This is a genomic window from Candidatus Centipeda massiliensis, assembly GCF_900290285.1.
Lineage (GTDB): Bacteria > Bacillota > Negativicutes > Selenomonadales > Selenomonadaceae > Centipeda > Centipeda massiliensis.
Map to the genome: position 1 here is coordinate 22,307 of NZ_LT985756.1, position 12,328 is coordinate 34,634.

Annotated in this window: 13 protein-coding genes and 1 pseudogene; 2 read left to right on the plus strand and 12 right to left on the minus strand. The window is 53.6% G+C overall.

What is annotated here, in order from left to right:
- Position 1: 1 nt before the first annotated feature.
- The 8 genes and pseudogenes from C8273_RS08670 to C8273_RS08705 form a co-directional block, all read right to left on the minus strand.
- Positions 2–709 (minus strand): SDR family NAD(P)-dependent oxidoreductase, encoded by a 708-nt coding sequence (locus tag C8273_RS08670; protein ID WP_106627341.1) that lies wholly within the window; start codon positions 707–709, stop codon positions 2–4.
- Positions 702–1,001, minus strand: coding sequence for an acyl carrier protein (locus C8273_RS08675; protein WP_106627342.1), 300 nt, complete (start codon positions 999–1,001; stop codon positions 702–704). Before C8273_RS08675 ends, C8273_RS08670 begins: the two co-directional genes overlap by 8 nt.
- A gap of 15 nt (positions 1,002–1,016) precedes the next feature.
- Positions 1,017–1,592: a UDP-4-amino-4,6-dideoxy-N-acetyl-beta-L-altrosamine N-acetyltransferase gene (pseH, locus tag C8273_RS08680; RefSeq protein ID WP_106627343.1), complete on the minus strand. Its 576-nt coding sequence runs from the start codon at positions 1,590–1,592 to the stop codon at positions 1,017–1,019.
- 532 nt (positions 1,593–2,124) lie between these two features.
- The gene (gene eno / locus C8273_RS08685; RefSeq protein WP_106627344.1) at positions 2,125–3,429 is read right to left on the minus strand and encodes a phosphopyruvate hydratase; all 1,305 of its coding nucleotides are present in this window, start codon (positions 3,427–3,429) and stop codon (positions 2,125–2,127) included.
- 486 nt (positions 3,430–3,915) lie between these two features.
- The gene (locus tag C8273_RS13220; protein WP_106627663.1) at positions 3,916–4,029 is read right to left on the minus strand and encodes a secretion protein HlyD; all 114 of its coding nucleotides are present in this window, start codon (positions 4,027–4,029) and stop codon (positions 3,916–3,918) included.
- Between the two features lie 194 nt (positions 4,030–4,223).
- The gene (locus C8273_RS08695) at positions 4,224–5,003 is read right to left on the minus strand and encodes a ZIP family metal transporter (protein WP_106627345.1); all 780 of its coding nucleotides are present in this window, start codon (positions 5,001–5,003) and stop codon (positions 4,224–4,226) included.
- A gap of 141 nt (positions 5,004–5,144) precedes the next feature.
- On the minus strand, positions 5,145–5,816 hold the full coding sequence (locus C8273_RS08700) for a response regulator (RefSeq protein ID WP_106627346.1): 672 nt from the start codon (positions 5,814–5,816) through the stop codon (positions 5,145–5,147).
- Positions 5,817–5,881: 65 nt separating this feature from the next.
- Positions 5,882–6,055 (minus strand): annotated as a pseudogene (locus tag C8273_RS08705) (pilus assembly protein PilQ); the annotation flags it as partial.
- Positions 6,056–6,130: 75 nt separating this feature from the next.
- Between C8273_RS08705 and C8273_RS08710 the strand changes: the two are divergent.
- On the plus strand, positions 6,131–6,469 hold the full coding sequence (locus C8273_RS08710) for a transposase (RefSeq protein ID WP_106626145.1): 339 nt from the start codon (positions 6,131–6,133) through the stop codon (positions 6,467–6,469).
- Positions 6,466–7,374 carry an IS3 family transposase gene (locus tag C8273_RS08715; RefSeq protein WP_106626146.1) on the plus strand — a complete coding sequence of 303 codons (909 nt, stop codon included), beginning with the start codon at positions 6,466–6,468 and terminating at the stop codon, positions 7,372–7,374. The genes C8273_RS08710 and C8273_RS08715 overlap by 4 nt, the downstream gene beginning before the upstream one ends.
- Positions 7,375–7,400: 26 nt before the next feature.
- Here C8273_RS08715 and C8273_RS08720 read toward each other — a convergent pair whose 3' ends face one another.
- The 4 genes from C8273_RS08720 to C8273_RS08735 form a co-directional block, all read right to left on the minus strand.
- Positions 7,401–8,546, minus strand: a complete 1,146-nt coding sequence (locus tag C8273_RS08720; protein ID WP_106627347.1) for a type II secretion system protein GspD — start codon at positions 8,544–8,546, stop codon at positions 7,401–7,403.
- Between the two features lie 4 nt (positions 8,547–8,550).
- Positions 8,551–9,123, minus strand: a complete 573-nt coding sequence (locus tag C8273_RS08725) for a hypothetical protein (protein WP_106627348.1) — start codon at positions 9,121–9,123, stop codon at positions 8,551–8,553.
- 162 nt (positions 9,124–9,285) lie between these two features.
- Positions 9,286–10,734 carry a glucose-6-phosphate isomerase gene (locus C8273_RS08730; protein WP_106627349.1) on the minus strand — a complete coding sequence of 483 codons (1,449 nt, stop codon included), beginning with the start codon at positions 10,732–10,734 and terminating at the stop codon, positions 9,286–9,288.
- Positions 10,735–10,764: 30 nt separating this feature from the next.
- Complete coding sequence (locus tag C8273_RS08735) at positions 10,765–12,120, minus strand: phosphohexomutase domain-containing protein (protein ID WP_106627350.1); 1,356 nt, start codon at positions 12,118–12,120, stop codon at positions 10,765–10,767.
- Positions 12,121–12,328: the final 208 nt, after the last annotated feature.

Consider the following 12,328-nt stretch of genomic DNA (forward strand, 5'->3'; position numbering starts at 1 on the left):
ACTATACGCCTCCCAGATAAATAACTTGCCCGGTGACAAATGAACTCTGTGGACGCAGGAAAAAATCGATGACATTTCCCACATCATCATAGGTGCCATAGCGATGAATTGCCTGTCTCATCAATAAGGTTTCTATTTTTTCAGAAGGTACGCCGCGAATCAGGTCCGTTTGGATTGGTCCCGGTCCTACCGCATTGACCGTGATTCCATAATCTGCATATTCGCGTGCCAGAGTTTGTGTCAGAGAGACAATGGCGGCTTTCGATGCCGCATAAATCGCTTCCCCTTCCAATTTAAGAGGAGTTGCCACCGTTGCAAAATTTACAATACGCCCATCCTTACTTTTTCTCATGAGTTTGGCAGCCTCGCGGCAAAAAAGAAACGTTCCGATGGTATTGGTGGCAAGCACCTGATATACCGAATCCAACGGCGTGAGGAGGGAATGGTTCATAGAGGCGATCCCGGCATTATTGATGAGGACATCGAGCCTGCCGTATGTTTTTCGAATATATGAGAAAATAGGCCGCACTGCCTGCTCATCGCTCACATCCGCGCAGAAATGAGTATAGCTGTCAGCGTATTCCAATGCCCATTCAGGTTCGTTGCGACTGCAGCCGATTACATGGTCGCCCATCGCAATATAATGCTTCGTCAGATACGCACCGATGCCCTTGCGGGTTCCAGTAATCAGAATAGTCCGTTCACTCATCCCCCTGCTCCTTCAGACGCGATTCGATGTAGGCGGCAAGTGTTCCCACCGTGCGGAATGGGCTGTTCTTCTGCGACATTGCGCGCGCATCGGAAAGTCCGACCACTTGTCCGAACCTGTCCTCAATCATCTGCTCAATATCCACCACCAAGCTAACAAAATCGACTGAATCCAGCGTCCCCCCCACACCAAAAAGTACGCTGTCAGCCCCTTTTTCCAAATCCACCGGGTTTTCGAGCGTACTGTTAAACTCCGCGATATGCTCAATAATGGCTTCCTGAATGTTGTTCATGTTATTCGCTTCCCTTCAAACATAGACAAAGTTCTTGAAGAAGGAAAAATATTTGGCTACATTCTTTTTTTGTTTGAGCCATTTATTCTTCGTCATGATGAGGCGATAAGCCAATTTTTCTTCTCCCTTTTTTTTGACCTGATGATCCTGTGTATGGTCGATATCATATCCCAAAAATGTGTCAAGTTTTAAGGCTCGGCGATTGTCGGCAAAGACATCGGTATTCAGTTGAAGCATATTCATATACTGAAAAGCGTAGTCCACACTGACATAAAACAAACAAAGTGCTGCATCGGGCGGTAGATCGGACACGTCCCCTAAATAGGCACCCGGAGAACAGGTACGACGGTCTTCGTCATACTCTGTATAGCCGATATATCCGATGGACTTTCCTTGATATGCAAAGATAAAATTGCGCTTGATCGACTCCGCCTCCATGCGCTGAAACCATGCGTAATGTTCCTCCCATGTGATTTCATGGTCGGTCAGCATCATGTCATGTACCTTGGGGGAGTTACGCCAGTCCAATACCAAACGCAAATCATGCTCTTCAATGGGGCGCAGATGATATTCCAAAGACATCTCCGACATAGATTCACCCTCTCATTACGTTCTCATATCTTTGAACAGTATAACACAAAGAAACAGACCTGGGAACAGCATTCCGAGAAAATGCAATTCGTAGAGAACTGCTATACATGGACAAAATAGCCTTCGAGCAGCAGCTCTTATTCCCCTGGGTGAGACGACTGAAAAACGAAGAGAATACATCTCTACAAGAAGCCAATAGGAATGACGACTTTTCCCGTTTCCTGTATAATAGACGCATCCAACGAATTCAGCTGTATCAATACAGACATTGTATGCAGAGAGCTGTTATCAACTAGGAGCAAAGAGTCGAACATGTTCCATCAGCATCAAAGTTTGTGGTAAATATTAAGAAAATTATCAATTTGATAGAGAGATAGATCCCTCTATTTCCAGAGTTGAAAAAAAGAGCAGGGATAGATGTGCTTTTTCATCCATCCCTGCTCTTTTTTACATAACGCTGAAGGAAACTATTGGAGAAGTTTTTCAGCAGTCTCACCATTGGTGGGGGATTCGTTTATCCCAAAGGGACTTCTTACTTCATGAAGCTGAACGCGCGCTTGCCCGGATAGACCGCACTTGCGCCAAGCTGCTCCTCGATGCGCAGGAGCTGGTTGTACTTCGCGACGCGCTCGGAACGGGACGGTGCACCCGTCTTGATCTGCGCCGTGTTGAGCGCAACAGCGAGATCCGCAATCGTCGTGTCCTCGGTCTCGCCCGAGCGATGCGACGTTACCGCCGTATAGCCTGCCTTGTGTGCCATCTTGATTGCCTCAAGCGTCTCGGAGACGGAGCCGATCTGGTTGAGCTTGATGAGGATGGAGTTGCCGGCGCCGAGTTCGATGCCCTTCTTCAGGCGCTCCGTATTCGTGACGAAGAGATCGTCGCCGACGAGCTGAACCTTGTGTCCGAGTGCCTTCGTCATCGCCTTCCAGCCATCCCAGTCCTCCTCATCGAGACCATCCTCGATGGAGTAGATCGGGTACTGGTCAACGAGCGACTCCCAGTGCTTGATAAGGTCATCGGACGTGAACTTCTTGCCGGACTTCGGCTGGTGGTAGAAGCCCTTGCCCTTCTCCTTATCCTTCCACTCGGACGATGCCGCATCCATCGCAATGACGAAATCCTCGCCCTTCTTGTAGCCAGCATTCTCGATTGCCTTGAGGATGTGCTCGATCGTGTCCTCATCGGAGTCGAGGTCAGGCGCAAAGCCGCCCTCATCGCCGACCGCCGTCGTCTTGCCTTCCTTCTTGAGGAGTGCCTGAAGGGCATGGAACACCTCGGTCGACCAGCGCAGTGCCTCACGGAACGTCGGAGCGCCGGCAGGCATAATCATGAATTCCTGCGTGTCCACGGAGTTCGTCGCGTGCGCGCCGCCGTTAAGAATATTCATCATCGGTACGGGCAGGACATTCGCCTGCAGTCCGCCGAAGAAACGATAGAGCGGGATATCCTCAGACTTTGCCGCCGCATCCGACGCCGCAATCGAAACCGCGAGAATCGCATTTGCGCCGAGCTTGGACTTGTCCTTCGTGCCGTCTACATCGAACATCGCCTGATCGACCGCATAGATATCGCTCGCCTCAATGCCGACAAGTGCGGGTGCAATCTTCGCGTTCACATTCTCGACCGCTTTGGAGACACCCTTGCCGCCAAACTTCGACTTGTCGCCGTCACGCAGCTCAAGTGCCTCAAACTCGCCCGTCGACGCACCCGAAGGAGATGCACCGCGACCGATTGTGCCGTCCTCAAGAACGACCTCCGCCTCAACCGTCGGATTGCCGCGCGAATCAATGATCTCGCGACCGATAACCTGGGCGATTCTTAAGTAATCACGCATGAGTATTCCTCCTCATCACCAAACAAAGGGAGCATCCCCTCCGAATACGCGAATCAAACGCGCGTATTCTCCTTCTCAATATTATACGTTTTTTCAAACCAAAAAGCAATGCGGGAGCCGTGAGTAACGTCGATTATCCACAACTTTTCTAAGATTTTTTTCAAAACCGCATTTCTCATACTTATCTGCGAAAAAAATCGACAAAAATTTTTTATTACTATATCTTTTTCTCTATTATGTGACCCGAGTCACAAAATTTTCAAAAACAATATGATATAATACAGATGTCAACGGGGAACAAAAAACGTCCTCCCCGACATTTTCCCCCGTTGATCATCCCTCTATAGGAACGTCTCCCTGCGTTCCTCTTGTAAGGCAAATAATCCTTACATCCCATTTCTCAAGCCGCAGGTTTTTCCCGACCTGCGTGCATCCCTTTCCAGGAAAAAGAGCCGCTTGGCATACGCCAACGGCTCTTTTTCTTTGTTATGGAAGCACTGATAAATTCAGTCGCGCTATCTTAGCGCATCTTTTTTGCCCGCTTTTCGTTAGCAAATCCTCCACATAGCTTTGGCTATGCGTCCGGTTTGCTGCCTCAATCGGACGAAAAAATCTACGCCAATCTGCAGGACTGTTTTATCAGCGAATTATTANATCTTAGCGCATCTTTTTTGCCCGCTTTTCGTTAGCAAATCCTCCACATAGCTTTGGCTATGCGTCCGGTTTGCTGCCTCAATCGGACGAAAAAATCTACGCCAATCTGCAGGACTGTTTTATCAGCGATTCCATTATTATTAACCGAGTGCGACATCGAGCATCATCATGACCGAGAATCCCGCCGCAAACGAAATGACACCGACATCGGAGTGTTCCCCTTCGCTCATCTCTGGAATCAGCTCCTCTACGACGACGTAGAGCATCGCCCCTGCCGCAAAGGAAAGCGCGTAGGGCAACACAGGCACAATGAGTGCTGTCGCAAGGATGGTGAGCGCACCGCCGACTGGCTCGACTGCGCCCGAGAGAACGCCGCCGGCGAATGCACGCCACTTCCCCATCCCCGCCGCACGCAGCGGCATGGAGATGATAGCGCCCTCGGGGAAATTCTGAATCGCAATGCCGAGCGAAAGCGCGAGTGCCGCCCCAATCGTAATGCCCTCGCTGCCGCTCAGCCAGCCCGCATAGATCGCACCGACCGCCATGCCCTCCGGGATGTTGTGCAGCGTCACCGCAAGGCAGAGCATCGTCGTCCACGAGAGTCGGCTGTGTGGTCCCTCCGCCTTCTTCGCATTCATGTGCAAATGCGGAATGATATGATCGAGCACGAGCAAAAAGAGTGTGCCCACCCAGAAGCCGACAAGCGCAGGAACGAAAGCAAAGCGCCCCATCGCAGCAGACTCCTCCATCGCCGGGATCAATAGGCTCCAGATCGAAGCCGCCACCATCACACCCGCAGCAAATCCCGTCAGACCGCGCTGCACACTGCGGTTCAGTGCCCCCTTCAAAAAGAACACACAGCCCGCACCGAGCGCCGTGCCGATAAACGGTATCATGAGTCCTTGGAAAATTTCCAGCATATATTTCACCTCATGCTGGATATTATAGCACGTTGCTTTCTCAGCTACAAATGATAATTTATTTCACTTATCTCTGCCGAACGAAAGAAACGGGGGGTTGCACGAAGTTTTTGGCTTCATGCAGCACCCCCGCTTTTCGTGTTACTCCAACGTAACAATCTTATTTTTCAGTACGTATACGAGCGCCTGTGTACGGTCATTGACCTTAAGCTTGTGGAAGATACTCGTAAGGTGATTCTTGACAGTCTTTTCGCTCAGCCCAAGCGCCTTGCCGATATCCTGATTCGACAGCCCCTTTGCGATACAGCCGAGCACGTCCATCTCACGCGGGGTGAGGCGTTCGCCACGGCTTTCATCCCAGATCTCCTTTGCCATACGGCTCACGTCACCATAGACCGCCGCACTGCCAAAGAGGCGCTCGGCGAGTTTCGGATAGACGAAGGGATTGCCCTCGTTGACCATGTGGATCGCCTTGATGAGCACATTCGGCTCGACATCCTTGAGCAGGTAGCCGAGTGCACCGTTTTTCAGCAATTCGAGGACATAGTTGTCACTGTCGTGGATGGTGAGTGCAATGATCTTCGTACGCGACCGTGCCTGTTTGAGCTGTTTTGTGACATCGAGTCCCGTCAGTCCCGGCATATTGATGTCGAGGAGGAGAATGTCAGGTTTCAGCATGAGTGTGCGTGCAAGGGCTTCCTGCCCATCTTCCGCTTCACCAACGACTTCAAGATCGTCTTCAAAGTTCAGTACGCGCTTGATCCCCTGCCTGAGCAGTGCATGATCGTCTGCAAGTAATATCCTGATTGACACTGACATCTCCTCTTTTCCGTGCATCCTGCAATGAAGGAAATTACTGCTGGGAGCAGTGTGCTTCCTCATTCGTTATCCAGTACATGTGCTGTGAGAAAAATCATAAGTTCGGTCTCGGTCTTGCTTGCCCGCACAGAGCGGAAAAATGCACCGAGAACGGGAAGATCGCCGAGAAAGGGTATCTTTGAGAGGGAGCGCGACTCATCGCTGTCGATGAGTCCGCCGATCACCATGGTCTGATGTTGTATAAATAAAGTTGACAACTTCTTCGCAAGGATTTTAGATAAGGTCAAAGAGGAGAAGGAGAGGTCAAAATGGCAGCAAACAGGCAATACGATGACGAATTTAAGGTGCAGGCAATCAAGCTGGCGCAGGAAATCGGTCAAGCGAAAGCCGCCAAAGAGCTAGGAATTTCCAAGAATACGATGTATACATGGACACGCGCACAACGTCTTGGATATTTGGATCTTGGGTGTGGCACGCAAACACCGCAGAGTGCCCTGAGCTTGCACGAGGAGCTCGTGCAGCTTCGCGCCCAGCTCAAGGCGCAGGATAAGGAAATTCGACGTTTGAAGAAAGAGAATGACTTTCTGGAAGAAGCAAGCGCTTTTTTCGCCGCGAGCCGTCTGAAGTCAACAAAAACGAACGTATGAAGTTTATTGCGTTCAAGACAGCAGACGGCACACACAAAGGGAATATCAGTTTTTATTGCAGACTGCTCCATGTCACAAGACAGGGATTTTATCAGTATCTGGTAAGCAAAGACCGCCCATGGAAATATCAGGAGCTTGCCGATGCCATGATGCAGATCCATGCAGAGGATGAATGCAACGATACCTACGGAAGAATCCGCATGTATCAGGCACTCAAGATCAAGCAGCCAGAAGGCATCCATGTTCCGAGTGAACGCACCGTTTACCGCATTATGGAAGAGATCGGCTTGAGTCATCGTCCCAATCATAAGCCGAACGGTATCACAAAAGTAGATCGGCAGGCACAGATGTCGGAGGATCTCCTGCACCGTGATTTTCATGCCGACACACCGCTTTCCAAGTGTGTCACTGACCTGACAGAGATTCCAGCGTGTGACGGAAAACTCTATATTTCAGCACTCTTTGACTGCTATGACGCCGGCGTGCTCGGACTTTCTGTGGATACGAATATGAGGGCTTCTCTGTGTGTGCAGATGCTTGATAACGCCATGATTTCCTACCCGATGCTCAGGGGAGCAATCCTGCACTCGGATCGCGGCAGCCAGTACACGAGTCAGCTGTATCGGGAGGCAATCCAACACTATGGAATCCGTCAAAGTATGAACAGTGCCGGTGGACGCTGTCATGATAACGCGCGTTGTGAGAGCATGTGGGCACGCATGAAATCGGAGCTTCTCTATGGACGCTATGACACAAAGAAAATGACAACGGAAGAGTTGAAGGTTCTGGTTTGGCGATACTTCATGAGCTATTGGAACAACCGCCGAATTTGTTCAACAAACGGTGGGCTTCCTCCGATGGTGAAGCGTCGACAGTTCTATGACTCCATTGCCGCGACTGCTTAAGCATTCGTTTCCTTGTGAGAAATTTGTCAACTGTTCTTGACAATATCAGTCTCACCATCGCGCAGACGAACGGTCGTATCCGCACTGCGTTTTTGAAAGCGATACGCCTTGAGTTCATCGACGTAGACGGGTGTGCTGACCTCCGTGTGCACGCGTGCGACGATGCTGCCATCCGCTGTGACGCGCGGCGTATACCGGAGGATAATCCCCGCCTCACGATACTCAATGCCGGTCGTCGTGACACTGTTGGACGTTGCCGTACGCGGCACAGGCACCTCTGCACCGATGTTGATCAGCGCCTCATGCCCCTGTACCGTCGTGATGTTCGGACGGGCGAGCATCTTGGCATGCCCATCCGTGATGAGTGCGCGAATTGCGGCGGAGTAGTAGAACTCGTAGGGAACGCCCCCGGGTCCTCTGCCAAAGCGGATGATCCCCGGCGCACTCGTCCCGCCCGTGCCTGCATTGCGCTCGCTGACTTCCAACGACCCTGCGCCGTCACTTTTGACACGCGGGTACTGTGGAAGAGACGACCATGACCAGTCAATACCGAGCTGCTTTGCTGCCTCCTTGGAAACGGCAACAACGCGTGCCTCAAGGGAGACCTGCTTGGGCGCAGTATCGAGTGCAGATATAATTTCGCGCACGGAAAGAGCCTCAGATTCTGTCCCATAAAAGAGAAGCGTATTCGTTGCCCGATCGACGAGAACACGCCGCTGCGTATTGGAATCAGAGTCTGAGTCCCTATTCCATCTCTCATCGTTATTTTTCGACACAACTGCCTGTTTTCCTTCACCGGTCAGGGATAAATTTGCAGCGTGCGCGAGTTCCTCGGGGTCAGCGTAGCGTACGGTATAGGAATGTACGCGCCGATTTTCCGCGCGTGTATCCACAGCAAGTGCGAGAAATACCGTGCCGCGCCGTTCAATCTGGATGCCGCGAGCCGCCGCAACAAGGCGAAGCACCTCCTCCCCCTCGCCCGTAAGATGTGCCGTCACCGTACCCGTTACACTGTCATCGACAATGAGCGGAATGCCGCCCATACGCGCCACAGCAAGCAGAACGGCACGCACGTCGCCGCCCGTCACGTCGATCGTGACAGGAGCGGCAGCAGCAGGAACAGGGAGGAGGATCGCCCCCGCGAATGCTGCCGCCACAGCCCATTGTTTCATACCGTCACTCCCTTGTCAGTGTGATTGTCCCCGATCTGTGTTCGAGTGTCGCGGATTGATCCGTCACGGAGCGAAGGGTGTACTCCTTCCATGTCTCTCCAATGCCAAGCGCCGCGCCCGCCTCTCCCTGTGCGAGAATGGCAAGATGTGCGCCGTCCGCTCCCATTACCACACCGCGCAGCACAAGGGGCGGCGGTGAAGCTGCCGCAGGTGAGGGCACGGCTGCGGCGAGCGCTGCGGGCGGCAGCGGCGACGGCACATTCGCCGGCGGCATGACAGCCGGTGGCACGGCAGCCGCATTGATATCGATGTGATCCGAAGTGTGCGGGATTTCTTCGACACGTTCATGCGCAGCAGAAAAAGGATTGCGCAGAGGTACTTTCAGAGCGGCGGCAGAGAGTCCCTTGATTTCCGTCGCGGGCGGCGGAACAGTCTCCTGCTTCACAAGGATGACAGGTTCCGCCGTGTCCCGCCACAGAACGTATGCGCCGCTCACGGCACACAGCAGAACGGCTCCGACGAGTGCCCACTGCCGCGCGGACAGGGCGCTGAGATACGCCCGCCATGTTTCGAGCACAAGAACCTCCTATAAATCGAAGGGGCTGCTGCATGAAGCCATATTGAGCCTTATGCAGCAACCCCATCTTTGACATCATGTACGGTAAAGGCGCCCCTTCCACCGCTCTGCGATCCCCCTCCCCCGTTTCGACGGGAGAGGCTTAAGGAAGCACTGATAAATTCAGCCCTTCAGAGCCTGAAGTTTCGGTCCCATGATGCGCTTGTACGCCTCGACGCCCGGCTGATCGAATGCGTCCACATCCGCGAGTTCGCCCTCGTATGCAATCGACATTGCGAGCATATAGAGCAGCTCGCCGAGATGATACGGCGTCAGCTCCGGCAATGCAAACACGGCACTGTAGCGCTTGTTCGATGCGAGTGCGTCTGCATTCGACTGACGTGCAACCTCAAGCGCAGCGCCCATCGTCACACCTGCGATATCCGCGAGCTTCTTCGCCTCGGGGAACGCATTCGGGATCACGAGATCGTCCGCCCACTTGTCGATGCGGATAAACTGCACCACCTTGTTGAGCTTGCCCTCCTGATGCTGCTGCGTCTGCGCGTGCATATCGGTCGTGCCGACGGCGACGACGGGTGTGCGCCCGTAGCAGACCTCCTTGCCCTCCTTGTTGAACTGCTTGCCGAGTGACTCGGCGAGCAGCTGGATGTACCACTCAGAGACGGACTTCAAGTAGTCACCATACGGCATCATGACCTCGATGTCGCGCCCATGCTTCTCCGATGCCGCGAATTTCAGCGCGGCGTTCAGCATAGCGGGGTTCTGCCAGAGATCGTCATTCTGGCACGCCTGATCCATAGCGCGCGCACCCGCAAGGAAGCTCTCAATGTCAAAGCCGATGCACGCAGCGAGCGTCAGTCCGACCTCGGTGAAGACCGTGAAGCGACCGCCCACGCCGTCCGGCACGGCAAACTGCTTCCAGCCCTTTTCCATCGCAAGCTTTTTCAGCAGCGTCGGCTTCTCCTCGTTCGGATCGGTGACCGCGACCACCTCGACCTCGACATTGTCCGCCTTGGTAAAAGCATCATACATCACCATGAAGTTGGACATCGTATCGAGCGTGCCGCCCGACTTCGAGATGACGAGGAGCATGATGCGCAGCGGTCCCGCTCCATTCTTTTTCTTAATCGCGGCGACATCTTTCAAGTGGTTGATGATATCGCCCGTACGGCGCGGGTCGATGTTGTTGCCGCTGAAATAGATGCGCGGATAGTTATCGCGCTGCTCATTCGAGAGCGAGTTCCACAGCTCGCCGCAGTGCACGTCGAACAGCACCTTGTTCCCAAGGAACGAGCCGCCGATGCCGAGCGAGATCAGGACATCCGTATGCTCCTGCGCGTGCTTGCCGAGTTCCTTGAGGCGCGCAATCGACGAAGGCGAGTTGATGTGTCCCTCCTCGATGTAGGGTGTCTGCGAGAAGAGAACCTTCTCCGGCTCGCCGTCCTTCGAGAGATGTGCGCGGATAAAGCCCTTTTCGCGCATGACCTTCATCGCCTCATGCGCCTTCTTGAGATCCTCCGCATAGAATGCGAGGTCGGCATCCGTCACCTTGCCCTCGCCGTAGAGATTGTCATAGTCAAACGTAAAACCGGATTTCAGTACAAGACTCATCAAAAAACTCCTTCCTGTACTAGAATATGCTTAGGCACGAATCTCCGCAAGGAGCTCGTCCGTCTTTTCCTTCAGCAGCGCCTCATCCTGACGCGTCTCGACGTTCAGGCGGATGACCGGCTCCGTGTTGGACATGCGGAGGTTGAAGCGCCATTTGTCGAACTCGATCGAGAGACCGTCCACCTTCGTCACCTTGCCGTCCGCGCCATACTTCGCCTCGATACGATCCATGACCGCCTTTGCATCCGTGACCTTGCTGTTGATCTCACCCGAGGTCGGGAAGCGATCCATACGCGCCTTCATCAGCTCGGAGAGTGTCTTGCCGCCCGACGCACTCATCAGCTCCGCCACGAGCAGCCACGGGATCTGACCGCTGTCGCAGTAGGAGAAGTCACGGAAATAATGGTGCGCACTCATCTCGCCGCCGTAGATTGCGTTGACCTCGCGCATCTTGTCCTTGATGAACGCGTGCCCGCTCTTGCACATGACAGGCTTGCCGCCGAGACTCTCTGCAATCTCAATCGTGTTCCAGACAAGACGCGGATCGTAGATAACGCTTGCGCCCTTGTTCTTCTTCAGGAATGCCTCGGCGAGGAAGCCGACCATATAGTAGCCCTCGATGAAGCCGCCCTTCTCGTCAAAGAGGAAGCAGCGGTCGAAGTCACCGTCCCATGCCACGCCGAAATCTGCGCCTGACTCGCGCACGACCTTCGCCGTCGCCTCGCGGTTCTCCTGCAGGATCGGGTTCGGCACGCCGTTCGGGAAGTTGCCGTCTGGCTCGTTGTAGACCTTGACCAGCTCAAACGGGAGGAACTTCTCCATCGCGTTGATGATGGGGCCTGCCGCGCCGTTGCCCGTGTTGACAACGATCTTGTACGGCTTCAGCTTGCTCACATCGACATAACCAAGGATGTGCTTGACGTACTCGTCGAGAATGTCCACCTGCTCGATCTTTCCGGGCACAGCCGCAGGTGCGGGATAGGTCTCGCCGACCGCCATTGCTGCAATATCCTTCAGCCCTGTGTCACTTGAGATCGGCCGCGACTCCGCACGCACGAACTTCATGCCGTTGTACTGCTTCGGATTGTGGCTCGCCGTAATCATGATGCCGCCGCCGAGCTTCAGATGCGCCGTCGCGAAGTAGATCATCTCCGTGCCGCACTGTCCGATGTCCACAACGTCACAGCCGGCTTCCGTGAGTCCCTTCGCGAGTGCGTCGCGGATCGCGGGCCCCGAGAGACGGATGTCGTGCCCGATCGCCACCTTCTTCGCGCCAAACAGCGTGGGGAAACTGCGTCCGACACGGTAAGCGAGTTCCTCGTTCACCTCATCGGGATAGATACCGCGTACATCGTATGCGCCAAAGCCTTTGTCTGTCACTGCCATGTAACGTCCCCTCCTCCGGGATGCGCCCCTCGGCGCTCCCCCACACACCCTTCCGCTCCGCTTATATTGGAAGCCGACGGGTCATAACAAAACACTATACAACATAGGTAAATATTCGCCATTCTTTACGCCTTTTCCTCTCTCCTACCTCAAAATCTTAAGAACTTTTCTTGCTCTTTTTATAAAAAAAGGGGCTGCTGCACAAGAT

Coding starts and splice junctions, on each gene's coding strand:
- C8273_RS08715 (WP_106626146.1), top strand. CDS start 6,466: ATGAAGTTTATTGCGTTCAAGACAGCAGACGGCACACACAAAGGGAAT.
- C8273_RS08720 (WP_106627347.1), bottom strand. CDS start 8,546: ATGAAACAATGGGCTGTGGCGGCAGCATTCGCGGGGGCGATCCTCCTC.
- C8273_RS08670 (WP_106627341.1), bottom strand. CDS start 709: ATGAGTGAACGGACTATTCTGATTACTGGAACCCGCAAGGGCATCGGT.
- C8273_RS08695 (WP_106627345.1), bottom strand. CDS start 5,003: ATGCTGGAAATTTTCCAAGGACTCATGATACCGTTTATCGGCACGGCG.
- pseH (WP_106627343.1), bottom strand. CDS start 1,592: ATGTCGGAGATGTCTTTGGAATATCATCTGCGCCCCATTGAAGAGCAT.
- C8273_RS08710 (WP_106626145.1), top strand. CDS start 6,131: ATGGCAGCAAACAGGCAATACGATGACGAATTTAAGGTGCAGGCAATC.
- C8273_RS08730 (WP_106627349.1), bottom strand. CDS start 10,734: ATGAGTCTTGTACTGAAATCCGGTTTTACGTTTGACTATGACAATCTC.
- C8273_RS08735 (WP_106627350.1), bottom strand. CDS start 12,120: ATGGCAGTGACAGACAAAGGCTTTGGCGCATACGATGTACGCGGTATC.
- eno (WP_106627344.1), bottom strand. CDS start 3,429: ATGCGTGATTACTTAAGAATCGCCCAGGTTATCGGTCGCGAGATCATT.
- C8273_RS08675 (WP_106627342.1), bottom strand. CDS start 1,001: ATGAACAACATTCAGGAAGCCATTATTGAGCATATCGCGGAGTTTAAC.